General features: G+C 70.0%; 23 protein-coding genes. 17 read left to right on the forward strand and 6 right to left on the reverse strand.

What is annotated here, in order from left to right; translation table 11 throughout:
* Positions 1-97: 97 nt before the first annotated feature.
* Positions 98-1,291 (forward strand): patatin-like phospholipase family protein, encoded by a 1,194-nt coding sequence (locus EV670_RS05140; protein ID WP_130430703.1) that lies wholly within the window; start codon positions 98-100, stop codon positions 1,289-1,291.
* Positions 1,292-1,313: 22 nt separating this feature from the next.
* Here the strand turns inward: EV670_RS05140 and sppA are convergent, their stop codons facing one another.
* Positions 1,314-3,197, reverse strand: coding sequence for a signal peptide peptidase SppA (sppA, locus tag EV670_RS05145; protein ID WP_130430704.1), 1,884 nt, complete (start codon positions 3,195-3,197; stop codon positions 1,314-1,316).
* A 74-nt stretch (positions 3,198-3,271) separates the two neighbouring features.
* Between sppA and EV670_RS05150 the strand changes: the two genes are divergently transcribed.
* Complete coding sequence (locus tag EV670_RS05150) at positions 3,272-4,813, forward strand: M48 family metalloprotease (protein WP_130430705.1); 1,542 nt, start codon at positions 3,272-3,274, stop codon at positions 4,811-4,813.
* Between the two features lie 39 nt (positions 4,814-4,852).
* Here EV670_RS05150 and EV670_RS05155 read toward each other — a convergent pair whose 3' ends face one another.
* From EV670_RS05155 to EV670_RS05165, 3 genes are read right to left on the reverse strand one after another with little or no spacing between them, the layout of a single operon-like run.
* Positions 4,853-5,335 carry a HEPN domain-containing protein gene (locus tag EV670_RS05155; protein WP_130430706.1) on the reverse strand — a complete coding sequence of 161 codons (483 nt, stop codon included), beginning with the start codon at positions 5,333-5,335 and terminating at the stop codon, positions 4,853-4,855.
* 6 nt (positions 5,336-5,341) lie between these two features.
* Positions 5,342-6,532 carry a DUF262 domain-containing protein gene (locus EV670_RS05160; RefSeq protein WP_165393240.1) on the reverse strand — a complete coding sequence of 397 codons (1,191 nt, stop codon included), beginning with the start codon at positions 6,530-6,532 and terminating at the stop codon, positions 5,342-5,344.
* On the reverse strand, positions 6,529-8,352 hold the full coding sequence (locus EV670_RS05165; protein ID WP_130430708.1) for a glutamine--tRNA ligase/YqeY domain fusion protein: 1,824 nt from the start codon (positions 8,350-8,352) through the stop codon (positions 6,529-6,531). The genes EV670_RS05160 and EV670_RS05165 overlap by 4 nt, the downstream gene beginning before the upstream one ends.
* 190 nt (positions 8,353-8,542) lie before the next feature.
* On the opposite strand from EV670_RS05165, the gene EV670_RS05170 reads away from it, so the two are divergent.
* Positions 8,543-9,028 (forward strand): hypothetical protein, encoded by a 486-nt coding sequence (locus EV670_RS05170; RefSeq protein WP_242616838.1) that lies wholly within the window; start codon positions 8,543-8,545, stop codon positions 9,026-9,028.
* Between the two features lie 17 nt (positions 9,029-9,045).
* On the opposite strand, the gene EV670_RS05175 is transcribed toward EV670_RS05170, so the two are convergent.
* Positions 9,046-9,864 carry a LytR/AlgR family response regulator transcription factor gene (locus EV670_RS05175; protein WP_130430709.1) on the reverse strand — a complete coding sequence of 273 codons (819 nt, stop codon included), beginning with the start codon at positions 9,862-9,864 and terminating at the stop codon, positions 9,046-9,048.
* Between the two features lie 17 nt (positions 9,865-9,881).
* The gene (locus EV670_RS05180; RefSeq protein WP_130430710.1) at positions 9,882-10,979 is read right to left on the reverse strand and encodes a sensor histidine kinase; all 1,098 of its coding nucleotides are present in this window, start codon (positions 10,977-10,979) and stop codon (positions 9,882-9,884) included.
* 384 nt (positions 10,980-11,363) lie between these two features.
* On the opposite strand from EV670_RS05180, the gene EV670_RS05185 reads away from it, so the two are divergent.
* The 14 genes from EV670_RS05185 to EV670_RS05250 are packed head-to-tail and all read left to right on the forward strand — an operon-like array spanning position 11,364 to position 24,651.
* On the forward strand, positions 11,364-12,134 hold the full coding sequence (locus tag EV670_RS05185; RefSeq protein WP_165393241.1) for a beta-ketoacyl synthase chain length factor: 771 nt from the start codon (positions 11,364-11,366) through the stop codon (positions 12,132-12,134).
* Entirely contained in the window at positions 12,118-12,900 is a 783-nt protein-coding gene (locus EV670_RS05190) for a lysophospholipid acyltransferase family protein (RefSeq protein WP_130430712.1), read from the forward strand. The genes EV670_RS05185 and EV670_RS05190 overlap by 17 nt, the downstream gene beginning before the upstream one ends.
* Entirely contained in the window at positions 12,872-13,153 is a 282-nt protein-coding gene (locus EV670_RS05195) for a phosphopantetheine-binding protein (protein WP_130430713.1), read from the forward strand. The genes EV670_RS05190 and EV670_RS05195 overlap by 29 nt, the downstream gene beginning before the upstream one ends.
* An 18-nt stretch (positions 13,154-13,171) precedes the next feature.
* The gene (locus EV670_RS05200) at positions 13,172-13,429 is read left to right on the forward strand and encodes an acyl carrier protein (protein ID WP_130430714.1); all 258 of its coding nucleotides are present in this window, start codon (positions 13,172-13,174) and stop codon (positions 13,427-13,429) included.
* A 16-nt stretch (positions 13,430-13,445) separates the two neighbouring features.
* Positions 13,446-14,012, forward strand: coding sequence for a COG4648 family protein (locus EV670_RS05205; RefSeq protein ID WP_130430715.1), 567 nt, complete (start codon positions 13,446-13,448; stop codon positions 14,010-14,012).
* Entirely contained in the window at positions 14,005-15,723 is a 1,719-nt protein-coding gene (locus EV670_RS05210) for an ApeI family dehydratase (RefSeq protein WP_130430716.1), read from the forward strand. Before EV670_RS05205 ends, EV670_RS05210 begins: the two co-directional genes overlap by 8 nt.
* The gene (locus EV670_RS05215; RefSeq protein ID WP_130430717.1) at positions 15,716-16,447 is read left to right on the forward strand and encodes a glycosyltransferase family 2 protein; all 732 of its coding nucleotides are present in this window, start codon (positions 15,716-15,718) and stop codon (positions 16,445-16,447) included. Before EV670_RS05210 ends, EV670_RS05215 begins: the two co-directional genes overlap by 8 nt.
* Positions 16,444-17,424: an LpxL/LpxP family acyltransferase gene (locus tag EV670_RS05220; RefSeq protein WP_130430718.1), complete on the forward strand. Its 981-nt coding sequence runs from the start codon at positions 16,444-16,446 to the stop codon at positions 17,422-17,424. Before EV670_RS05215 ends, EV670_RS05220 begins: the two co-directional genes overlap by 4 nt.
* Positions 17,421-18,965, forward strand: coding sequence for an HAL/PAL/TAL family ammonia-lyase (locus tag EV670_RS05225; protein ID WP_130430719.1), 1,545 nt, complete (start codon positions 17,421-17,423; stop codon positions 18,963-18,965). Before EV670_RS05220 ends, EV670_RS05225 begins: the two co-directional genes overlap by 4 nt.
* On the forward strand, positions 18,962-19,381 hold the full coding sequence (locus EV670_RS05230) for an acyl-CoA thioesterase (protein ID WP_130430720.1): 420 nt from the start codon (positions 18,962-18,964) through the stop codon (positions 19,379-19,381). Before EV670_RS05225 ends, EV670_RS05230 begins: the two co-directional genes overlap by 4 nt.
* Positions 19,378-20,016: a LolA family protein gene (locus tag EV670_RS05235; RefSeq protein ID WP_165393242.1), complete on the forward strand. Its 639-nt coding sequence runs from the start codon at positions 19,378-19,380 to the stop codon at positions 20,014-20,016. The genes EV670_RS05230 and EV670_RS05235 overlap by 4 nt, the downstream gene beginning before the upstream one ends.
* 10 nt (positions 20,017-20,026) lie before the next feature.
* Positions 20,027-22,393, forward strand: coding sequence for an MMPL family transporter (locus EV670_RS05240; RefSeq protein WP_130430722.1), 2,367 nt, complete (start codon positions 20,027-20,029; stop codon positions 22,391-22,393).
* Complete coding sequence (locus EV670_RS05245) at positions 22,387-23,460, forward strand: class I SAM-dependent methyltransferase (protein WP_130430723.1); 1,074 nt, start codon at positions 22,387-22,389, stop codon at positions 23,458-23,460. Before EV670_RS05240 ends, EV670_RS05245 begins: the two co-directional genes overlap by 7 nt.
* A 9-nt stretch (positions 23,461-23,469) precedes the next feature.
* On the forward strand, positions 23,470-24,651 hold the full coding sequence (locus EV670_RS05250; protein WP_130430724.1) for a beta-ketoacyl-ACP synthase: 1,182 nt from the start codon (positions 23,470-23,472) through the stop codon (positions 24,649-24,651).
* Positions 24,652-24,658 lie beyond the last annotated feature (7 nt).

A 24,658-nucleotide genomic window follows, 5' to 3' on the forward strand; every position in this document is an offset into this window, starting at 1 on the left:
GGCGCGGCCTGGCCGCGCCTGTCATGCGGGGAGCCGCCGGCCGGGGGCATGATTGGTGCTAAGCCATGTTGCCTGCAACCAGTCCATCGCCCCCGCCATGACGACATCACGCAAGACGGCCGCCGCAACGCGCGGCGCGGCCGCCAAGAAGGTCGTCGCCCGGCCTGCCGCGAAGAGCGGCGCAGGCAAGGCCAGGCGCCGCATCGCCATCGCCTGCCAGGGCGGCGGCAGCCAGACCGCCTTCACCGCCGGCGCGCTCTGCGGCCTGCTCGAGGGCGGCGTGAACGAGGATTTCGAGATCGTCAGCATCTCGGGCACCTCGGGCGGCGCGATCTGCGCCGCGCTGGTCTGGTATGCGCTGCACAAGGGCGAGAGCCCGGCCTGGCAGCGCGTCTACGAGTTCTGGCGCGACAACATGGCGACCACGCCGCAGGAAAAGGCACTCAACCGGCAGATCGTCGGCGCGCTGCGGCTGAGCAATGCCGGCGCCGTGCCAAGCCTGAGCACCAGCCCCTATTCGCCGTGGATGCAGATGCTGATGCACTGGAGCACGCACGGCCTGCGCCCCGACTTCAGCGATTTCCGCGGCCTGCTCGAAAAGCATCTGGACTTTGACGAACTGCGGCGCTGGGGCGCGCTCGACGCGCGGCCGGTGCTGCTGGTCGGCGCGGTCGACGTGCTCTCCGGCAAGCTGGCGCGCTTCAGCAGCCGCAACGAGGCGGTGCGCGTCGAACAGCTGCTGGCCTCGGCGGCGGTGCCGGACATCTTCCAGGCGGTCGAGTTCGATGGCGGCGCCTACTGGGATGGCCTGTTCAGCGACAACCCGCCGATCAGCGAGGCGCTGCAAGGCCAGTTTGTCGGCGAGGAGAACATCGCGCAGGAGATCTGGGTCATCAAGATCAACCCAACGACCTGCGCCGAGGTGCCGCAGACCGCCAGCCAGATCAGCAGCCGGCGCAACGAACTGATCGGCAACGGCTCGCTGTTCCAGCAGATCGAGGCGATCCAGCTCAAGAACGAGCTCTACCTCGCCGGAGCCTTCAACCCGGCCTTCGCGCGTCGCCTCGACATCGACGGGCCGGTCAAGATCCCCAAGTGCTTCGCCTCGGACCCCGATCGGGAGTACCACATCCCGTTCATCGAGATGAGCGAGACGCTGTCGTCGAGGCTCGACTACGAGAGCAAGCTCGACCGCGACGAGGCGCACATCGAGGCGATGATCGCCGACGGCGAGCAGCAGGCGGAGGTCTTCCTGGCCGCGCGGCGCGCGGCAATGAAGCGACCGCGCTGATTGCTGCGGCCGGCGCCGCTTGCTAGGGCGGCCCGCACAGGCAGTGCACCACCCCGGCAAAGGGCTGGCGCCCCTCGCTCAGCTCCGATAGCCACAGCAGCTCGCGCTGCATGTCGCGCGCCAGTGCCGGCGGCGCGCCCAGCGGCAGCCAGTTCTGCGCGAGCTGCGGGCCTAGCGCCTGCACGGCCGCGCCGCTGATCGATTCGAGCAATCGCTCGAAGGGCTTGCGGTCGGGCTCCACGTAGCGCACCGCGTAGGCGCCGTCGGCCAGCTTGGCGCGCGTGGCAGCGGCCTGCAGCGCGTCGCCATAGCTGCCGACGCGATCGACGAGGCCGCGCTCGAGCGCCTGCGCGCCGGTCCAGACCCGGCCTTGCGCGACCGCGTCGATCTTGTCGGGCGTGGTCTTGCGGGCCTCGGCGGCGCGGCCGATGAAGTCCTGGTAGATGCGGCCGATCGCCAGCTGCACCACGTCGGCAAGGCGCGGGTCGAGCGGCTTGCGCGGGTCGTAGGCCTGGCCGAGCCAGGTCGTGGTGTAGCCGGCGGTGTTGATCGAGAGCTTCTTCATCAGGCCCTCGGCGGTTGGCAGGATGCCGAACACGCCGATCGAGCCGGTGATCGTGTTGGGCTCGGCGATGACCTCGTCGGAGGCCATCGAGATCCAGTAGCCGCCGGACGCGGCCACGTTGCCCATCGACACCACCACCGGCTTGCCGGCCGCGCGCGCCAGCTCCAGCTCGCGCCGCACCAGCTCGGAGCCGAAGGCGCTGCCCCCGGGCGAGTCGACCCGCAGCACGATGGCCTTGATGTCCTCGTCGTGGCGCGCCTTGCGCACCAACTCGGCGGTGGAGCGGCCGCCGATCGCGCCGGGGCCGGCCTCGCCGTCGCTGATCTCGCCCTGGGCCACGATCACGCCGACCGCGGCGCCACCGGCCGGCGGCTTGATGCGCTGCAGGTACTCGTCGAAGCCGACCTGCACGAAGGTGTTGTGCTCCTTGTCCTCGACGCCCTCCTTGACGAGGCGGTCGCGCAGCTGGTCCCGCGTCTGCAGCGCATCGACCCACTTGGCGTCGAGCGCGAGCCGGGCCATGTCGCCGTCGACCGCGGCGAGGTTCTGCGGCAGGCCGTCGATCAGCTTGGCCACGCTGCCGGCCGGCAGCTTGCGGGCCCTTTCGACATCGCCGGTCCAGCCGGCCCAGAGCGCGTCGTAGAGGTACGCGTCCGACTCGAGCGTGGCCTTCGACGGGGCGTTGGCGAAGAAGGGCTCGCCGAAGTTCTTGTACTTGCCGACGCGAATGACGTTGGCGCTGACGCCGAGGCGGTCGAAGGCGTCGCGGTAGTAGTTGCGCAGGCGGCCAAAGCCGTCGGCATAGGCCGCGCCCATCGGGTGCAGCAGCACCTCGCTGGCATGCGCGGCCAGGTAGTACCGCTTCTGATCGTAGTGCGCGCCCCACGCGATGACCGGCTTGCCGCTGGCCTTGAAGCGATCGATCGCCGCGGCCGCCTCGCGCAGCTGGGCCATGCCGGCGCCCTTGAAGTCGTCGAGCAGCAGCACCGCGCGGCTGATCTTCGGGTCCTTGGCCGCGGCATCGAGCACCGCCATCAGGTCGCGCAGCTGGACCTGGCCGTCGGTCTGGCCGCTGGCCCGGTTGCGGATGCGGTCGCGCACGCTGCCCGAGCGCTGCTCGACCAGGCTGCCGTCGAGCTTGAGCACCAGCGCGGTGTTGTCCTGCAGCTTGGGCGCTCCGCGGTTCACGAACCACCCGACCAGCGCCGCCAGCAGCAGGACCACCAGCAGCAGGAAGATCAGGTTCAGCGCGACCAACCGGCTGGTGTTGACGAAGCGGAACAGGCGCCGGAACAGGCCGGGCCTGGCGCCGGGCGGGACGTCGGACAGGGTCGAGGTCATCGCAACTCCAGAGGAAGATGCGAAAAGCTTATCTCAGGCGGGCGTCAGAATGTCTTGCCGATGCCACGACGAACATGACGACGATCGCGATTCCACGACGGCCTCATCGAGGCCGCATTCATTGCCTGGGTGCCATCCCGCTGGCGCTGCTGCTGGCCGCCTGCACCAGCGTCACCAATCCCGTCAGCGGCCAGCGCGAGCTGACCGTGATGGACGAGCAGGCCGAGATTGCCGAGGGCAAGAAGGCCCATGCCGGCGTGCTGGCCGAGTACGGCGTGGTCAAGGACGCGAAGCTGCAGGCCTACGTCGACGAGCTTGGCCAGAAGCTGGCGAAGTCTTCGCAGCGCGCCAACCTGCAATGGACCTTCACCGTGCTCGACAGCCCCGAAGTCAACGCCTTCGCGACACCCGGCGGCTATGTCTACGTGACGCGCGGCATCATGGCGACGATGGAGAGCGAGGCCGACCTGGCGGGCGTCATCGGCCACGAGATCGGTCACGTGACCGCCCGCCACGGCGCCCAGCGCGCCACCCGCCAGCAGGCCGCCGGCATCGGCGTGCTGGCCGCCAGCGTGCTCGGCGCGGTGGCCGAGGCCTACGGCGTGCCCGGCGCCGGCCAGCTGGTCGGGCAGGCTTCGCAGGGCGCGGCCGCCGGCTACATCGCCAGCTACAGCCGCGACCAGGAACTGCAGGCCGACAGGCTCGGCGCCGACTACCTGGTGCGCAACCACTACGACCCGAAGAACATGGTCGACGTGATCGGCGTGCTGAAGATGCAGGAGCAGTTTGCCGCCGACCAGGCCCGCGCCGCCGGTCGCCAGCCGCGCCAGGGCGGCGACTGGCTGGCCTCGCATCCGAGCAACGAGCAGCGGCTCGACGCGATCAAGGCCACCGCGGCCGGTTACGCCAAGAGCGCCGCACCGGGCACCTATGCCGACGACGGCCGCGAGCGCTACCTGCAGGCGATCGGCGGCATGGTCTACGGCAGCAGCCGCGAGCAGGGCGTGGTGCGTGGCCCGAACTTCTATCACGAGCCGCTCGGCATCGCGCTGACCGCGCCGGCCGGCTGGCGCATCCAGAACGGACAGGACGCGGTGGCGCTGGTCAACGCGGCCGGCGACGCCGGCCTGGTGCTGAAGACCGTGCCGGCCAAGGCCGGCAGCAGCCACGAGGAGATCATCAGGAGTCTGATCCAGCCGACCCAGGGCAAGGTCGAGAAACGCAGCCTCAACGGCCTGGCGGCGAGCCACTTCGTCGGCCAGCGCCAGAACCAGCAGGGTCAGTCGCAGCCGGTGCAAGCCACGATCGTGACCGGGCCGGCCAACAGCAACTACCTGCTGCTCTACGCGGCCAAGGATGCCGCCGCGCGCGAGCGGGCGCTGCCGCAGTTGCGCGAGGCCGAGGCCTCGTTCCGGGCCATGAGCGCGGCCGACCGCAAGGCGGCCGAGCCGTGGACGATCAGGGCCGTGCCCTATCCGCGCGGTGGCTTCGCCGAGCTGGCCAAGCGTTCACCGCTGCAACCGGCCGAACTGGCCGAGCGGCAGCTGCGGCTGATCAACGGGGTCTACGGCGGTGGGGAGCCCAAGCCGGGGCAACTGGTGAAGATCATCGACTAGCCTGTGCCGGCAGTACGACGATGGAATCTTCAAGCATCGCTACTGGTGCACTTCCGCGGGAAGGAATAGCTCCTCAACGAAGTCCAAGATCTCGACGATTCGGTCTCGATAATCTGTGACGCGACTGAGGGTCAGGCCAACAGACTCTCCATGTGCGATCTTGTTTCTTAGGTCAACTGCACTGTCCAGCGCGTCGCTACGTGGGCCACCAACAAACGCTTCGAATGCGGCGCGCCAAGACGGATCGAAGCTACTCAAGAGCTGCGCAAGGCGCTCACACTTGATGTTCTGCAGCTTGCCTAGCTGTGAGATGCCGTAGTTGCTGACTGTCGGGGAGGCGCGCCGACGGCAATGCTCCGCCGCCATCTCGAACACGGCCACCTCAACAAATCCGGACACCAGAACACACAGGTATCTGGCGTAGTCAGACCTCAGTTCGAGCGCACCTTCCGGCAGTTCACTCGCGCGTAGGAAGGCACTTGTCAGACGCTTCCGGGCGGCATCGAGCTCGCGCGTAGTCATCGACCATCACACCGCAGTGAACTTCTTGACGGCGATAGCTATGCGACTGAGCACCCTGTCTTCGTCGGCCGTAGATCGACTGACTTGGTCCAAATACGACTCGTCGGCGAGCAGTGACGCATGAGCCGACTGAAGTTGAGCCGCTGTGAGTACCTCACCTCTCGAAGCACATTCAGCGACAGCGACCATGATGCTATCGGCGACCGCGGCATTCAGTGCGCTGTTGAATCGGAACGCGGTTGGGCCGAGCGCGGCAGCAAGTGACTGAACGGTTGCCTCGAAGACACCGGTCATCTGTGCTTGGCTTTGCAACTGAAAGCGCCCGTTCGATTCGGCGTACCGATTCAGGAAATCCTTCATCGGACGTTTGTACTCGGCTCGCATGTACAGCAGCGCGAAGAATCGAAGGATCAGTTCCTGATCCTTCAGGCGCGGCGACGTTCGGCCATACAGAGCGCGCCAGTTTTCGTTCGCATTGAGTCCTCGAATGAACGGGATCAATCCATGCTGAAACAGCGCCGCCCGAATCTCTTGAGGCTGCAGCGTTGTTCCACCCGTATTCAGCCGCTCAAAGATCAGATAGATGCTGCTCTGGTCATCGGTGGGCTCGTCCTGCCGAATGATCGTTGCGTGGATGATGCTGTCATCAAGTCTGCGGCGATCTTCGGCGTCAAGTGTTGCGTACGTTCGTCCCCTGTACTTCTCTTGTACTCGCTCAAGTACGAACTCTTTTCCGCGGATCACACCCTTGTAGAACGCCTCGAGCGTCTTGAGCCGCTGTTGGCCGTCGAGCACGATGTGACGACCGTCGTTCTGCTTGACGAGAAAAATTCCCGGGACCGGGAAACCAAGCAGCAGCGAATCGATAAATCGGTCGCACTGCGCTTTGAGCCACACGAATCGACGTTGGAACCCAGGTGTTTCGTCGTCAACCGGAGTCTCTGGATCAAAGCTGGGGACAAAGATGTCACCTGAGCCGAGCCGCTTGACTAGTCCATCAACGGGGTAGTCCGCCCCATACGCTGTGATGCTGTAGTGCGACGGTACTTCCTGCTCATCATCAATTGGATCAAAGACTGTCGGCTCAGGAACCGCTTCGTCACTTTGCGCGACCGGAGCCGCGATAGCTGACGCTGGTGCTGGTGCTGGCAATGAGTATCCCAGCAGATCAGGATCGAAAGTTCGGGGATCAGTCATTTGGCCCATCCGTCCTTCAAGCCCGTGATCTTGTTGAGCACGATCGCGCCCGGCGCGTGATCCTTGGCGTCGGCCACGAAGTAGCCGTGGCGTTCGAACTGGAACTTGTCGTCCGGCTTGGCGCTCGCCAGCGAGGGCTCGACATAGCCCGTGACGACCTTCTTGCTCGCCGGGTTCAGTACGCTCAGGAAATCGCGCCCGCCGGCATCCGGCTGGGCCTCGGTGAAGAGCCGGTCGTAGAGCCGGACCTCGGCCGGCAGCGCGTCGTGCACGCCGACCCAGGTGATCACGCCCTTGGTCTTGACCGCGTCGGCGCCCGGCGTGCCGCTCTTGGTGTCGGGGATCAGCTTGGCGTAGACCGCCTCGACCTCGCCGGCGAAGTTCTTCTTGACGCCGGTGCACTGCACCACGTAGCCGTACTTCAGGCGCACCAGCGTGCCCTCGACCTTGGCGCCGTCGTCGCCGAAGCGCGGCGGACTCAGGCGGTGGTAGCCCTTGAGCGGCACTTCCTTGAAGTCGTCCTGCTCGATCCAGAGCTCGGGGCCGAGACTGAAATCGCGCGTGCCGAGCTCGGGCCGCTGCGGATGGGCCGGCGCGCTGCAGGGTTCGAGATGGGCCTCGCTGCCGAAGACTTCCTTCCAGTTCGTGAGGATCAGCTTCAGTGGTTCGAGCACGGCCATTGCGCGCGGTGCCTTGCCCTCGAGGTCGTCGCGCAGCGCACCGTCGAGCGTGCTGTAGTCGATCCAGCTGTAGTCCTTGGCCACGCCGATGCGCTCGCAGAAGAGCTGGATCGCCTCCGGCGTGTAGCCGCGCCGGCGCAGGCCGGCGATGGTGGGCATGCGCGGGTCGTCCCAGCCGGCTACATGCTTCTCGTCGACCAGTTGCTTCAACTTGCGCTTGCTGGTGATGACGTAGGTCAGGTTGAGCCGGCCGAACTCGTACTGGTGCGGGCGCGGCTGGGCCAGCAGGCCGAGCTCGCAGAGCCGGTCCAGCACCCAGTCGTAGAACGGCCTCTGGTCCTCGAACTCGAGGGTGCAGATGCTGTGGCTGATGTTCTCCAGCGCGTCCTCGATCGGATGCGCATAGCTGTACATCGGGTAGATGCACCAGCGGTCGCCGGTGTTGTGGTGCGTCGCGCGCTTGATGCGGTAGAGGGCCGGGTCGCGCAGGTTGATGTTGGGCGAGGCCATGTCGATCTTCGAGCGCAGCACCATCGCGCCGTCGGCGTGCAGGCCGTCGCGCATCTCGCGAAAGCGGGCCAGGTTCTGCTCCGGGGTGCGCGCGCGGAACGGGCTGTCGGTGCCGGGGGTGTTGAAGTCGCCGCGGGTGGCGCGCATCTGCTCGGGCGTCTGCTCGTCCACATAGGCCAGGCCGGCCCCGATCAGCGCCTCGGCGGCGCGGTACATGAAGTCGAAGTAGTCGCTCGCGAAAAACAGGTGACTGGTGCCCTGCGCCTTCCAGTCGAAGCCGAGCCACTGCACCGCGGCCTTGATTGCGTCGACGTACTCCTGCTCTTCCTTCTCGGGGTTGGTGTCGTCGAAGCGCAGGTGGCAGATGCCGCCGTAGTCGCGCGCCAGACCGAAGTTCAGGCAGATGCTCTTGGCGTGGCCCACGTGCAGGTAGCCGTTGGGCTCGGGTGGAAAGCGGGTGCGGATCCTGGCCGGGTCGGGCGCCCCGGCGGCCTGGTGCGCCGCGTCGCCCGGCGTGCCGGCCCAGTGGCGGCCGGCGTAGGTGCCGGCGGCGAGATCGCGTTCGATGATGCCGCGCAGGAAGTTCTGCGGCTTGGCGGGTACGGCGGGGGCAGGGGGCTTGTTGGACATCGCTGGCGGCTCGGGGCAGGGACCCGCGAGCACGCGAGCCCGCATCAATGCTGGGGTTGCGGCCGATTCTATAGACCGGGCTGCGCCGCTTACGCCCGGTCACAAGGGCCGTGCCGGGCCGGTGCACCGTTGGACCCGGCGCCGCGTTGAATGCTTGCCGGCACATGCCGGACCAAGGAGCTTGCAGACCATGATCAGCCCACTCCAACTGCGCCGCCCGCTGGCCCTCGCCGGCCTCGCCCTGGCCGGGCTCGCGTTCAACGGCGCGGCCCACGCCGGTGGCAACGTCTCGTGGTCGGTCGGCATCGGTTTGCCGGTGATCGGCGCCGTCATCGGCAACGGACCGGTGGTCTACGCGCCGCCGGTGGTGTACGCACCGCCCCCGGTCTACTACTCGCCGTCGCCGGTGATCTATGCGCCGCCGCCCGTGGTCTATCGTCCGGCGCCGCGCGTGGTCTACGGCCCGCCGCCGGTGGTCTACCGGCCGGCGCCACGGGTGGTGTACGCCCCTGCGCCGGTGGTCCATCGTCCCGCGCCCGGCTGGTGGGGCCATGGTCGCGATCGCGGCCCGGAGGGGCGCCGCGACGGACGCTGGGACCGACGCGACCACCAGGACGGTGATCGCCGTGCCCACGGCCATCGCGACCACGACGATCGCCGCTACAGCCAGCGCTGAACGGCGCCGACCGGGCGCTACATCGCCTTGAAGCGGTGGGCGTAGAGCCGGCTGACGACGATCTTCTCGGGCCGGCCGCGCAGGGAAACATGCACCCGGCCGGTAGCCGGGTCGCGCACCGCGGTCTCGATCGCGGTGGCGCGCACCACGGTGCCGCGATGCACCTGCCAGAACTCCGACTCGTCGAGTTGCGGCAGCAGTTCGCGCAGCGACTGGCGGATCAGGTGCTCGCGCCCGGCGCTCAGCACCCGCACGTACTTGTCGGCCGCCTCGAAGACCAGCACCTCGTCGAGCGGCACCATGTGCAGCGTGTTGCCGACGCCGGCCTGGATCACGCGCAGCCGCGGCGCGGCGTTCGCGCCCGCCGCGCCGCCGGCGAGCAGTCGCTGCAGTTGCTGCAACACCGGATCGATCGTCGCCGTTGACTCCGAAGACGCGCGCGCCGCCAGCAGCCCGCGCAGGCGTTCGCAGGTCTGCGCCAGTCGTTGCGTCTGCACCGGCTTGAGCAGGTAGTCGACCGCCGCGCGTTCGAAGGCCGCCAGCGCATGCTGGTCGTAGGCGGTGACGAAGACGATCAGCGGCAGCGGCCGCTCGCAGGGCCAGTCCTCGACGATCTGCTGCGCGGCCTCGAGCCCGTCGATGCCCGGCATGCGGATGTCGAGGAACAGCACCTCGGGCAGCCGCTCCAGCGCCTGCTGCACGGCCTGCGGGCCGTCGGGCGCGGTGGCGAGCAGCTGCAACTCGGGCCACAGCGCGCGCAACTCGGCGGCCAGCGCCTGGGCCAGCAGCGGTTCGTCCTCGGCGATCAGCGCGGTCGGGGTGTTGGTCTGGGGCATGGGGATGTCGTCCGGATTCAGGCGGTGGCGGCGGGAAGCTGCACCGTCGCCTCGGTGCCGCCGCCCGCGGCCGGCAGCAGGCTGAACTCGGCCCGCGAGCCGTAGAGCGTGGCCAGGCGTTCGCGCACCTGGTGGGTGCCAAAGCCATGGCCGGGGCGTGGCGGCGCATCGAGCGCGCCGGGCGCCACCCCGACGCCGCTGTCGCGCACGCTCAGCACCAGCCGGGCGCCCACCCGCTCGGCACGCACGCAGATGCTGGCCTCGCCGCAGCAGGGCTCGAGGCCATGCTGGATCGCGTTCTCGACCAGCGGCTGCAGCAGCAGCGGCGGCACCGGCTGAGCCGCCAGCGCCGGCGGCAGTTCGAGCTTCACCTGCAGGCGATCGCCCATGCGCACCTGCATCAGCGCGAGGTAGTCCTCGAGCCGCGCGAACTCGTCGGCCAGCGTGTGGCGCTCGGCCCGGCTCGCGGCCAGCGTGGCGCGCAGGTAGGCGATCAGGCGGTCGAGCATGGCCTGCGCGCGCGGCGGGTCGAGCGCGATCAGCGCGCGCAGGTTGGCCAGGGTGTTGAACAGCATGTGCGGCTCGAGCTGGCTTTCGAGCAGGCGCAGCTGGTGTTCTGCGGCCTGGCGCTGGGCGGCCTCGGCGCGGGTGCGCTCCGACTGCAGGCGACCTTGCAGCATGAAGAACAGGGTGGCGACCGCGGCGGTCGCGAAGCTGATGACCAGCGAGGCCGAGCTCGATCGCCAGTCCACCTGCCAGGGCATCGGTGCCGAGCGGCCGCTGATCGCGTTGGCGATCGTCGCGCCCAGGCTGTAGCCGGCCAGCGTGCCCAGCGCGACGAGCAAGGTCGTCCAGGCCCAGCCGGGCCAAGCCGCATTGGCCGGATCGGCGGCGACGCCGCGCACCCGATCCAGTAGTCGATGGCCGCCCTCGATGAAGAACCAGCAGCACAGCCCGATCGACAGCGAATACAGCAGGTTGAGCCCGAAGCCGCGGCCACCGGCCAGTGCCGTCAGCAGCAGCGCGACGCCCAGGCACAGGGACGTAGTGATGGCTGCGGTGCGCAGCAGCTGGTGCAGGGCTTTGCTGCGGAGCGTGGGTAGGACGATGTTCATCAGGGTTTACGCTTGATCGGCGCCGCAGCTGCCGACGAGCGGCGATCTTAGAGGTGTGCGTCGAGCGCAGTCTCGCGCCGCGGCAGCCCGCGGCGAAGGCCGCTGCGACCAGATGCCGCCGGCGCGCGCCAGGCGCCTGCCGGCGGGCGCGAACGGTCGGCGAACCGGTCGCCGATTCTTGGTGCACGAACGTGCTTTTTGCCCGTCTGGCGCCCGGGGCGCGGGGACACGCTCACCTAAAATCGGCGGTTTCCAGTCGCGTCAGAACAGAAAGAGATTCGTGAGCTACAGAGGGAGGACCGGCGGCGTTCGTCAGCCGGTTTCGAGCCGCCGCTACGGCCATCAGACACGGACCGGCGGTCCGTCGCGCTGATTCGGACGCGCGTGGACTTCGTCATCCGCCAATGGTCGGCCTGGGCCGACGGGTTGAGCCTTGCCGCCGACTGGCGTGCCTGGGCGCGGTCGGCCGCGCCGGTAGCGCCAGCGGCCGGCGCGATGCCGGCGCTGCCGCAGGTGCCGGCCATGGCGCGGCGTCGTCTGAACCGCATCGGGCGCATCGCGCTGCAGGTGCTGCACGAGGTGCGCGGGCCGGCGCCCGAGGCGCTCGAACTGCCGGTGGTGCTGGCTTCGCGCTACGGCGATACCGAGCGTGCGCTGGGCGAACTCGGCGCGCTGGCGCGCGGCGAGGCGATCTCGCCGGCCGCCTTCGCGCTCTCGGTCCACAACGCGCTCGGCGCCACCGGCTCGATCATCGACGGCAGCCGCGCCAACATGGTCGCGTTGGCGGCCGCCGAACACACGGCCGCGGCCGGCGTCGTCGAGGCGCTCGGCCTGCTGCACGACGGTGCACCCGAGGTGCTGCTGCTGTGCTACGACGAGGACTTGCCGCCGGCCTACGCCTGCTTTGTCGAACCGCCGATCGGTGCCTGGGCCTGGGCCTGGCGGATCGCGCTGCCGAGCGCGACCGACCCTGACCGGCCGCGCCTGCGCCTGCAGCGGGCTGGCACTGGCGAGAACCCGCCGGCGCCGCGACTGCCGGACGGCCTCGAGGCGCTGCGCTTCCTGCTCGACGAGCGCGCCGCCTGGCAACACGGCGGCTGGCGCTGGGAGCGCGTGCAACAGAGCGCAAGGACTCGCGATGCTGTCCTTGCTTGATCGCGCCTGGCGCACCGTCGCCACCGCCTTCTGCTTTGCCTGCTTCGGCCTTGGCGGCCTGCTGCTGCGCCTCGCGGTGTTTCCGCTGATCGCGCTGGCGGTGCACGAGCAGCGGCTGCGGGTGGCATTGGCGCGGGCCCTGATCCGGCACTCGATGCGCGCCTTCGTGTGGCTGATGCGCACGGTTGGCGTGATCAGCGTCGAGGTCCATGGTGCCGAGCGCCTGGAGCGCAGCGGGCTGCTGGTGCTGGCCAACCATCCCTCGCTGATCGACGTGGTGCTGCTGATCGCGCTGGTGCCCGACCACAACTGCGTGGTCAAGGCGGCGCTGCGACGCAACCCCTTCATGCGCGGCCCGGTCGAGACCGCCGACTTCATCACCAACGACGGTGGCCCGGCGCTGGTGGACGAGGCGATCGCCTCGGTGCGCGGCGGCAGCAACCTGATCATCTTTCCCGAGGGCACTCGCACGCCGGTGCAGGGCGAGGGCCCGCGCTGGCAGCGCGGCGCGGCCAACATCGCGGTGCGTGGGGGATTGCCGGTGACGCCGGTGCTGATCCGCTCCGAGCCACCGATGCTGCGCAAGGGCGAGCGCTGGTGGCAGGTGCCGGTGCGCCGCGCCCACTACCGGCTCGAGGTGCAGGGCGACATCGACACCGCCGCCGTAACCGCTTCCGCACCCAGCGACGCCCAGGCGGCGCGCCTCTTCAACGATCACCTGCGCAACTACTTCAGCCATGAACTCAACCGTCCTGCACGCGCCTGAACTCGAAACCGAGATCAAGGCACTGATCGTCTCGTCGCTCGCGCTCGAGGACCTGGCGCCCGAAGACATCGATGCCGCGCAAGCGCTGTTCGTCGAAGGGCTCGGCCTCGATTCGATCGATGCGCTCGAACTCGGCCTGGCGCTGCAGAAGCGCTACGGCGTCGCGATGAGCGCCGACGCCCAGGAAACCCGCAAGCACTTCGCCTCGGTCAACGCGCTGGCGGCCTTCGTCGCCGCGCAGCGCACCCGCTGAATCTTCCAAGGACCCGCCATGACCCAAGACGAGATCCTGGCCCGGATGACGCAGATCCTGCAGGACACCTTCGACATCGAGCCGGCACGCGTGCAGCCGCAGGCGAAGCTCTACGACGACCTCGACATCGACAGCATCGATGCGGTCGACCTGATCGTTCAGCTCAAGCCGCTGGTCGGCAAGCGGCTGCAGCCCGAGGCCTTCAAGTCGGTGCGCACGGTGCAGGACGTGGTCGATGCGCTGCACGGCCTGATCCACAGCCCGGTCTCGGCCTGAGGAAGGCTCACAGGCGGTGCTGTTTCGACTGCTGGCCGGGGCCTTGACCCTGGCCTATCCGCTCGCGGTCTGGTGGGGCCTCGAGCATGTGGCGCCGCGCTGGCTGGCGCTGGCGCTGCTGGTGCTCGTGCTGGCGCGACTGGCGTTGGGGAGCATCGCCCAGCCGACCGCGACCAGGCTCGACCCGCGCTGGCTGCTGGCAGGTGCCGCGCTGCTTGGCGCGCTCGCATTCGTCGGCAATGCCGTGGCGCCGCTGAAGTTCTACCCCGTGCTGGTCAACGCCGCACTGCTGGCTCTGTTCGGTGCCAGCCTGCTGCGCGGGCAGAGCCTGGTCGAGCGCCTGGCGCGACTGCGCGAGCCCGACCTGCCGCCGGCCGCGGTGCGCTACACGCGTCGCGTCACGCAGATCTGGTGCGTCTTCTTCATCGTCAACGGCAGCATCGCCGCGCTGACCGCGCTCTACGCGGACACCGCGACCTGGGCGCTCTACAACGGGCTCGTCGCGTACCTGCTGATCGGCGCCCTGTTCGCTGGCGAGTGGTGCGTGCGGCAACTGCTCAGGTCGAGGCTGGCGCATGGCTGAGTTGATTGCGCTGGGCGAACTCGCGCTGCCTGCCGCCGCCGATGCGGCGCGGGTGCTCGCGCTGCGCGACGCACAGGCGCTCACGCGCGCCGATTGGTTGGCCGCGGTCGACCGCTGGCAGACGCTGCTGATTGCCACGCCCGGCCCGGTGATTGCCCTGCACCACGACGACCCCTTCGAGTTCTCGGCCGCGCTATGGGGCGCCTGGCACGCCGGCAAGCGGGTCTGCATCCCCGCTGATCGCCAGCCGGCGACGCTGGAGCGGCTGCGGCCGCAGGTCGATGCACTGGCGGGCGAACTGCCGGGCGGGCTGCTGCCCGCAGCCGATAGCGTGATGCCGATCGAACGCCGCGCGCTCGACCCGCAGCGGGCAAGCCTGCTGCTGTTCACTTCCGGCAGCAGCGGCGAGCCGGCGGCGATCCCGAAGTCGCTGGCCCAGTTGCAGGCCGAGATCGAGGTCCAGCATGCGCTGCACGGCATCGGCTGGGCCGCGGACGCAGAACTGCAGGTGCATGCGACCGTCTCGCACCACCACATCTACGGCCTGCTGTTCGCACTGCTGTGGCCGCTGGCGGCAGGGCGCGTGTTCGCGACCCGCCGCATCGTCTATCCGGAAGAGATGGTGGCGCGCCTCGCAGCCGCGCCGAGCCTGCTGGTGGCCAGCCCCGCGCATCTGAAGCGCCTGCCCGAGCAACTCGACTGGGCCGCGCTGCGTGGCCACGTGCGCGCCGTGCTGTCCTCCGGCGGGCCGCTGCTGCCCGAGAGCGCGCAGCAGGCGCTGACTGCCTTCGGCGTCGCGCCGATCGAAATCTACGGCAGCTCCGAAACCGGCGGCATCGCCTGGCGCCAGCGCGCGCTGCATGGCGATGCCTGGCAGCTGCTGCCCGGCGTCGACTGGCGCGTCGAGGCCGAGCTGCTGGAACTCAGCTCGCCGTTCCTGCCCGATCGCGACTGGTACCGCACCAGCGACCGGGTCCAGCCGCAGGAGGGTGGCCATGCCTTCACGCTGCTCGGCCGCGTCGATCGCATCGTCAAGATCGAGGAGAAGCGCGTCTCGCTGACGGCGATCGAGCAGGCGCTGCGTAGCAACCCGCTGCTGGCCGATGCGCGCGCGCTGGTGCTGGCGGGCGCGGGCGGCGAACGCATCGCGGTGGTTTCGGTGCCGAGCGAGGCCGGCTGGGAGCTGATCGAGACGCAGGGCGAGCGCGTGCTGCACGAGCGGCTGCGCGAAGGGCTTGCCGCGCAGGTCGAGCGCGTTGCGCTGCCGCGCCGCTGGCGCGAAGTGCTGGCGCTGCCCTTCAACGCCCAGGGCAAGCTGCCCGAGGCGACGCTGCGCGGGCTGTTCGAGCATGAAGGCGAGGCGGCACCCGCGCGCCACTGGCTGCGGCGCGACGAGACGCATGCCGAAGCCCGGCTCTGGCTCGCCAGCTTTGACGCCGCCTTCGACGGTCATTTCCCCGGCGCGCCGATCCTGGCCGGCGTGCTGCAACTCGACTGGGCAATCGCCGCCGCGCGCGAGGCCTTTGGTTCGCGTGGTGCGGTGCTGCGGATGGAAGCGCTCAAGTTCCAGCAACCGGTGCGACCGGCGACGCGGCTGACGCTGGCGCTCGAATGGCGTGCCGAGAGTTCGACGCTGGTGTTCGCGTGGTCCTCGCGCGTTGGTTCTCACAGCGGTGGCCGGCTGGTGTTCGGGGAGTGTGTCGATGCCTGATGTCGCGGTCGTGATCCCGGTCTACAACCATGGCGCCACGGTCGGCCGGGTGGTCGACGCGGTGCGCGCGCAGGGTCTGTGCTGCGTGCTGGTCGACGACGGGAGTGATGCCGGCTGCGCCGCGGTGCTCGACACGCTGGCGGCGGGCGAGGGCGTGGCGCTGGTGCGCCTGGCGCGCAACCAGGGCAAGGGTGGGGCGGTGATGGCCGGCCTGCGCGCGGCGCTGGCGCGCGGTCACACGCATGCGATCCAGATCGACGCCGATGGCCAGCACGACACGGGCGACCTGCCAGCCTTTCTCGCGCTCGCCGGGCAGAACCCGCGGGCGGTCATCGCCGGCCGCCCGATCTACGACCGCAGCGTGCCGCTCGGTCGCCTGGTCGGCCGCTATGCGACCCATGTCTGGGTCTGGATCAACACGCTGTCCTTTGCCGTGCGCGACTCGATGTGCGGCTTTCGGGTCTATCCGCTGGCGCCGGTGGTGGCGCTGCTCGACCGGGTGCAGATCGGTCGTCGCATGGACTTCGACGTCGAGGTGCTGGTGCGCCTGGTCTGGGCCGGGGTTCCGGTGATCCAGCAGCCGACCCGCGTGACCTACCCGCAGGGCGGCGTCTCGCACTTCCGCGCGCTGCACGACAACCTGCTGATCTCGTGGATGCACACGCGGCTGTTCTTCGGCATGTTGCCGCGGGCGCCAGGGTTGCTGTGGCGGAAGCTCGCATGAGCAAGCAAGCCCACCGGCACTGGTCTTCGATCGGCGAGCACACCAGCGTCGCCGGCATCTGGCTGCTGTGGGCGGTCTACCGGGTCTTCGGCCGCACGCCGTTCCGGCTCTGTCTCTATCCGGTCGTGACCTGGTACTGGGCCACGCGGGCCGACGCGCGCCGCGCCTCGCTGCAGTACCTGCAGCGCATCGAGGCCGCGCACGGTGCGTTCGGCGGGCCACCGGGCTGGCGCCAGAGCTTGCTTCATTTCCTGGCCTTCGCCGAGACGCTGCTCGACAAGCTGCTGGCCGCCAGCGGCCGCTATGGCTTCGGTCGGGTGCGGGTCGAGGGCCGCGAGGACATCGCGCTTCGGCTGGCGCGCGGCGAGGGCGCGCTGATCGTCACCGCCCATGTCGGTTGCCTCGAGATGTGCCAGGCGCTGGCCGAGCAGGACGTGGCACTGCCGCTGACGGTGCTGGTTCACACCCGCCATGCCGAGCGCTTCAACGCGGTGCTGAGACGCTTGAATCCGAAGCAGCGCATCGAGCTGCTGCAGGTGACCGAGGTCGATGCCGCCACCGCCGCCAGGCTCGCGGCTCGGGTCGAGGCCGGCGGCGTGGTGGCGATCGTCGGCGACCGGGTGCCGGTGCGGCAGAGCAAGACGCTGAGCCTGCCCTTCCTCGGCCATGCGGCGCCATTTCCGGTCGGCGCCTACGTGCTGGCGGCGCTGCTCAAGTGCCCGCTCTACTTCATGGGCTGCATCCGCGAGGCCGACGGCCGCCACGTGCAGGTCTTCGAGTTGCTCGCCGAGCGCGTCGTGCTGCCGCGCACCACGCGCGAGGCTGCGCTGCGCGAGCACGCAGCGCGCTACGTGGCGGCGCTCGAACGGCTGCTGGTGCGCGCGCCCTGCGAGTGGTTCAACTTCTTTGCCTTCTGGGACCAGCCGACGCATTCGCTGCCGGCCGGCCCCGAGCATCCCGCGACGAATCTCTCATGACGAGTGAACAACAGAGGGAGCCGGTCCGCTTCGACGGCCAGCGCCTGAACATCGAAGACGTGCTGGCGCTGGCGCAACGGCAGCGCCGTGCCGAGCTTTCACCCGAGCCCGCATTTCGCGCCCGCATCGCCGCCGGTGCCGAACTCATCGAGCGCCTGCTGCGCGACGAGGGCGTGGTCTATGGCGTCACCACCGGCTACGGCGACTCCTGCACCGTCAACGTGCCGCCGGCGCTGGTGGCCGAGCTGCCGCACCACCTCTACACCTACCACGGCTGCGGCATGGGCCGTTTCCTCACGCCCGAGGAAACGCGCGCGGTGCTGGCAGCGCGGCTGCAATCGCTGTCGCAAGGGCATTCCGGCGTCAGCGTCGAGCTGCTGCAGCAGCTTCAGTTGCTGCTGCTGCACGACGTGCTGCCATTGATCCCGGCCGAAGGCTCGGTCGGCGCCAGCGGCGACCTGACGCCGCTGAGCTACGTGGCGGCGGTGCTCTGCGGCGAGCGCGAGGTCTGGTTCAAGGACGAGCGCCGCGCCGCGGCCGAGGTGTTCGCCGAACTCGGCATCACGCCGCTGCGCCTGCGCCCGAAGGAGGGCCTGGCGATCATGAACGGCACGGCCGTGATGACCGCGCTGGCCTCCCTGGCCTTCGATCGCGCCAGCTACCTCGCGCAACTCGCGACGCGCCTGACGGCCTGCAACGTGCTGGTCGCCGACGGCAACCCGGCGCACTTCGACGAAACCCTGTTCGCGGTCAAGCCGCACGCCGGCCAGCAGCGGGTGGCCGCCTCTCTTCGTGCCGACCTGGCCGGCGCGCCGGCCGGCGCCAGTCACCGCTTGCAGGACCGCTACTCGCTGCGCTGCGCCCCGCACGTGATCGGCGTGCTCGAGGACGCGCTGCCCTTCCTGCGCGCGCAGATCGAGAACGAGCTCAACAGCGCCAACGACAACCCGATCATCGACGTCGCCTCCGGTCGCGTGCTGCATGGCGGCCATTTCTACGGCGGCCACATCGCCTTCGCGATGGATTCGCTCAAGCAACTGGTCGCCAACATCGCCGACCTGCTCGACCGCCAGCTCGCGCTGATCGTCGATGCCCGCTACAACCACGGCCTGCCGGCCAACCTCTCGGGTGCGACCGGCGAGCGCGCGCCGATCAACCACGGCCTGAAGGCGCTGCAGATCAGCGTCTCGGCCTGGACCGCCGAGGCCCTGAAGCTGACGATGCCGGCCTCGGTGTTCTCGCGCTCGACCGAGTGCCACAACCAGGACAAGGTCAGCATGGGCACCATCGCCGCGCGCGACTGCCTGCGGGTGCTGGAGCTGGTCGAGCAGGTGGCGGCGGCGATGCTGATCGCGGCGCGCCAAGGCCTCGAATTGCGTCGGCGCGTGAATCCGACCCTGGCGCTGAACGAGCGCCTGGCCGCCTTCGAGGCCGACCTCGCCGACCGCGTGGCGCTGGTGGTCGAGGATCGCGCGCTCGATGCCGATCTGCATGTGCTGCTGGAGGCGATTCGCGCGCAGGCCTGGGAGCTGTCTGCATGAGCAAGCCCGACCTGAGCTGCGAAGTCGAGATCGTCCCGGCCTTCCACGACCTCGACCCGATGGACATCGTCTGGCATGGCAACTACGCAAAATACTTCGAGATCGCGCGCTGCGCGCTGCTCGATCGCTTCGACTACGGCTACACGCGGATGAAGGAATCCGGCTACGCCTGGCCGATCGTCGAGCTGCAGCAGAAGTTCATCCGCACCGCGAGCTTCGGCCAGCGCCTGATCGTGCGCGCCGAGATCATCGAGTGGGAGAGCCGGCTGCGCATCGTCTACCTGATCCGCGACGCCGTCACCGGCCACAAGGTGCACAAGGCGACCAGCACCCAGGTCGCGGTCGACATGCGCACGCGCGAGCTGTGCTTCGTCTGCCCGCCGGTGCTGTGGGATCGGCTGGGGGTGGCGTCGTGAGCGGTCTCCTGCATCGACGCGCGCTGTTGGCCCTGCTGGCTTCGATCGCGTCGCTGCCCGGCGCGGCCTCGGCTGCGACGCTGGTCGAGGCGGTGCAGGCGCGGCTCGCCAACCGGCCACCGGCGCTGCATGGCGAGTTCGAGCAGCAGCGCACGCTGCGTGGCGCCAAGCGGGCGCTGGTCTCGCGCGGCGAATTCCTGATCCTGCGCGATCGCGGCGTGCTGTGGCGCACGCGCGAACCGGCGGCATCGAGCCTGGTCATCACGCCGACGACGCTGCGTGCCGTCGGCGCCGACGGCCGCGTGCAGCAGCAGCTCGACGTCGCGCGAGTGCCCGGCCTCAAGGAGTTCACGCAGCTGATGCTGGCGCTGCTGGCCGGCGACCTCGGAGCGCTGTCGACGCAGTTCCGCATCGATGGCGAACTGCTTGGCGCACACGGCTGGACGTTGGTGCTCGAACCACTGGCGCCCGCGGTCGCGGCCCAGATGGCACGGGTCCGGGTCGAAGGTGATGGTTTCGTCCAGCAAGTCACGATCGACGAGGCCGGTGGTGATCGCGTGCAGATCCGCTTCAGCGCCCAGCGCCCGGCCGCCGAGGCAACGCCGGCCGAGCTGGCGCTGCTGGAAGGGGCTTGAGGTGAGCGCGGTGCCAGCTCTCGCCCCGGCGCGCCGCGAGCGCGCGAGCCTGTGGCTCGCCTGCGCGTGGGCACTGGTGGTGCTGGCGATCGCGTTGCACCAGTGGCGCTTCTGGCAGCACGAGCCGCTCGACACCGACGTGATGGCGCTGCTGCCGCGCGATGCTGCGGCGCAGGCGGCCGACCAGGTCGCGGCCAAGCTTGCGGCCAGCGCCGCGCGCCGCATCGTGGTGCTGGTCGGCGCGGCCGACCAGGCCTCGGCGGCGCGCGCGGCCGAGGCCTTCGACACCGCCTGGCGCGCAGCCGCACCCGAACTGCTGTCGGTGCCGGCAGCCGCCACCGATCCCGCCGCGGCGATCGCCGCGCTGGCGCCGTGGCGCGACCGACTGCTGAGCGACTCGCAACGCGCCACGCTGCAGGCGCAAGGCCCGGCGCAACTCGCGGAGCAGGCGCTTGCCGCGCTCTACCAACCAGGCCTGGCGCCGCGTCTCGGTGCCTGGAGCGACGACCCGCTCAACCTCGGCGCCGACTGGTGGCGCGAGCGCGCCGCCGCCAGCCCGGTGCAGCCACGCGACGGCCACCTGTGGCTGGCCACGCCGAAGATGCAATGGCAGGTGCTGCTGCGCGATCTGCCCGGTTCGGCCTTCTCGCTCGATGGCAGCGCGCGCCAGCGCGGCGCGCTCGATGCGGCCGAGGCCGTAGTGCGTGCCGCGGTGCCGCAGGCCAGGGTGCTGGCGGCCGGCGTGCCGCTCTTTGCCGAGGCCGCGGCAGCCCAGGCCAGCCGCGAGATCAATGTGATCGGCTGGGGCTCGCTGGCCGCGATCGTGCTGCTGATGTGGCTTGCGTTCCGCTCGCCGCTGCCGGTGATCGGCGTGGCGGTCTCGCTCGCCGTGGGCTGCGCGGCGGCGCTGAGCGTGACGGCCCTGGTCTTCGATCGGGTCCACCTGATCACGCTGGTCTTCGGCGCCACGCTGATCGGCGTCGCCGAGGACTACGGCATCCACTACTGGGCCGCGCGCGCTAACGCGCCCCGCGAGGCACCGCCGACGCTGATAAGGCGCCTGCTGCCGGGCATGTTGCTGGCGTTGCTGAGCAGCATCGCGGCCTACGCGGCGCTCGGCGTGGCGCCGTTCCCGGGACTGCGCCAGATGGCGCTGTTCTCGAGCGTCGGCCTGGCGGCAGCCTTCCTCACGGTGCTGTGCTGGTTCCCGCTGGCCGATCGCCGCGCGCCGCGCGAGACGCGCTTTGCGCGAACGCTCGGCGCCAGCCTGAGGCACTGGCCGCGGTTGCGCCTGCCCGCCAGTCGGCGCGGGCGGTGGCTCGCGACGGCGAGCACCGGCCTGGCCGTGGTCCTGCTGGCGATCGGCATCGCGCGCCTGCATGTCGACGACGACATCCGCCAGCTGCAGTCGGTGCCCAAGGCGCTGCTGCAGAGCCAGCGCGAGGTCCAGCAGTTGCTGCGCGCGCCGAGCCCGGCGCAGTTCATCGTCGTGCGCGGCGAAAGTGCGGACGCGGTGCTCGCGCGCGAGGAATCGATCCGGCCGCTGTTGGCAGCGCGGCAGGCGGCCGGCGAGCTGGTCGGCTGGTCGGCGTTGTCGGACTGGGTGCCGTCGAGCGCGCGTCAGCGCGATCACGCGGCGTGGGTCGCTGCAGCCGAACAAGCGGCGCTGGCGAGCGCCGCCGAGCTGCTCGGCGAGGCGCCGGCGCGCCACGCGCCGCGCGCGAGCGAAGCCTTGCCACTGCCGAGCTTTCTGGCGCTGCCGCTGGCCGAGCCGCTGCGCGCGCAGTGGCTCGGCGCCGTCGCCGGTGGTGGCGTCGCCAGCGTCATCCATCTGCAGGCCCCGACCACGGCCGGCGTGCAGGCCCTCGCGGCCGCGCTCGCGGGGCAGGAGGGCATCGAACTGATCGATCGCCCGGCCCAGGTCTCGGCCACGCTCGGCAGCTACCGCTCGGCGATGAGTGCGCTGCTGGTGGCCGGCTTCGTGCTGGTCTACCTGGTGCTGGCACGCCGCTTCGGCCGCCGCGCCTGGCGTGCCTGGCTGCCGACGCTGTTGGCGACCGGCTTCACGCTGGCCACGCTCGGCTGGCTCGGCGAGCCATTCCAGTTGTTCAACGTGCTGGCGCTGATCGTGCTGCTCGGCGTCGGTGTCGACTACGGCATCTTCCTGGTCGAGCACCCCGAGGACGCTTCGGCCTGGCTCTCGGTGATGCTGGGCGCGGCCAGCACGCTGCTGAGCTTCGGTCTGCTCGGTCTTTCATCGACCCCCGCGCTGCGGGCCTTCGGGCTCACGCTGGCGCTGGGCATCGCCACGGTCTGGGCCTTGTCGCCGCTGCTGCGACCGGCCATCCCTTCTTCTCCCGAACCCGCCCCATGCTGACCAAGAGTTTTTCGCCCGCCCGCCAGAGCGCCTTTGCGGCCCGTTTCGAGGCCCAGAAGATTGCCTTCGGCCCGGTGATCTTTCAATGCGTTCGCTATGCCTGGAAGCGCGGCATGCTGCAGGCGCTGGCCGAGGCCGGCGACGCCGGCCGCAGCATCGAGGAGCTGGCCGAAGGTGGCCGCTGGAGTGCGTACGCGCTCAAGGTCGCGCTCGAGAGCTGCCTCTCGGCCGGCGTCGTCAGCCTGGCCGATGGCCGCTACCTGCTCGACAAGACCGGCTATTGCGTGCTCAGCGACGCGATCACGCAGGTCAACCTCAACTTCGTGCACGACGTCTGCTACCAGGGCCTGTTCGACCTCGACCGCTCGCTCGACGAGCAGCGCCCGCTCGGCCTGGCCGCGCTCGGCGACTGGCCGACCGTCTACCAGGGCCTGGCCGAGCTGCCCGAGCCGGCCAAGGCGAGCTGGTTCGCCTTCGATCACCACTACTCCGACACCTCGTTCCCGGAGATCCTGCCCGACGTCTTTGCCACCGCGCCGAAGCGGGTGATGGACATCGGCGCCAACACCGGCAAGTTCAGCTGCGCCGCGCTCGGCTACGACGCCGGCGTCGAGCTGCACCTGGTCGACCTGCCGCAACAACTCGCGGTGGCCGAAGCCACGTTGCGCGACGCGGGGCTGGACGGGCGCACGCAACTGCATCCGGTCGACATGCTCGATGGCGGCGCCGGCTTTCCGGGCGGCATGGACATCGTCTGGATGAGCCAGTTCCTGAGCTGCTTCAGCGAGCCGGTGATCGAGAGCATCCTGGCGCGTGCGGTGGCCGCGCTCGCGCCCGGCGGGCAGCTGCTGATCCTCGACACGCTGTGGGACCGCCAGCGCTACGACATCGCCGCCTACTGCCTGATCAACACCTCGCCTTACTTCAGCGCGCTGGCCAGCGGCAACAGCAAGGTCTACCAGGGCGCCGACTACATCCGGCTGTGCGAGGCGGCCGGCCTGAAACTGCTCACTGCACGCGACGGCATCGGCTACTGCCACACGCTGCTGCGCTTCGCGCGGGTCTGATCCACGACCATGGCTTGCTTTCTGCATCAACCTGGCATCGTCTGCGCGCTCGGCAGCAGCCACGCCGAAGTGCGCGCGGCGCTCTGGACCAGCGACGCGCCACGCGGCATCGTCGTCAGCGATCGCTACAGCCCGGACCGTGCCTTGCCGCTGGGCGAGGTGAGTGCGGCGCTGCCCGCCATCGAAGGCTGGCCGCTGGAACACCGCAGCCGCACCAACGCGCTGCTGGCGGCGGCGCTGGCGCCGATCCGCGCCGAGGTCGAGGCCGCGGTCGAGCGCTTCGGCCCGCAACGGGTCGGTGTCGTGATCGGCGGTAGCACCTCGGGCGTGCCCGAGGGCGAGGCGGCGGCAGCCTTTCACGCTGCCAACGGCTACTGGCCCGAGGGCTATGACTACCGCCAGCAGGAGATGGGCGCCGGTGCGCGCTTCCTCGCCTGGCAGCTCGGCATCGAAGGCCCGGCGCACCTCATCTCGACCGCCTGCTCCTCGGGCCCGAAGGCGCTGGCCTCGGCCGCGCGCATGCTCAATGCCGGCATCGTCGACGCGGTCGTGACCGGCGGCGCCGATGCGCTGTCGCGCTTTACCGTGGCCGGCTTCGGCGCGCTCGGTTCGCTGTCGAGCGAGCGCAGCCGGCCGCTCTCGGCGCGGCGCGACGGACTCAACCTCGGCGAAGGCGCGGCGCTATTCCTGATGACGCGCGAGCCGGGGCCGGTGCGGCTCTCGGGTTGGGGCGAGAGCTCGGACGCGCACCACATGTCGGCGCCCGACCCGAGCGGGGCCGGCGCGATGCGCGCGATGGCGGCCACGCTGCAGCGCGCCGGCGTCGAGCCGGGCGCGGTCGACTACCTCAACCTGCATGGCACCGGCACGCCGCAGAACGACGCGATGGAATCGCTGGCGGTCTCGGCGGTGCTGGGCCATGAAGTGCCGGTGAGTTCGACCAAGCCGCTCACCGGCCACGCGCTCGGCGCCGCCGGCGCGATCGAGGCCGCTTTTGCCTGGCTGACGTTGGTGGGCAATCCGCGCGGCCGGCTGCCGGGTCACTGGTGGGACGGCGAGCGCGATCCACAGCTGGCGCCGTTGCGACTGAGCGAGCCCGGCGAATCGCTGGGCTACGCGCCGCGCCATGTGATGAGCAACTCCTTCGCCTTTGGTGGCAGCAACGCCTGCGTGTTGCTGTCGCAAGCGTGAGGCGATG

It is taken from the genome of Rivibacter subsaxonicus (assembly GCF_004217215.1).
Classification (GTDB): Bacteria; Pseudomonadota; Gammaproteobacteria; order Burkholderiales; family Burkholderiaceae_C; genus Rivibacter; species Rivibacter subsaxonicus.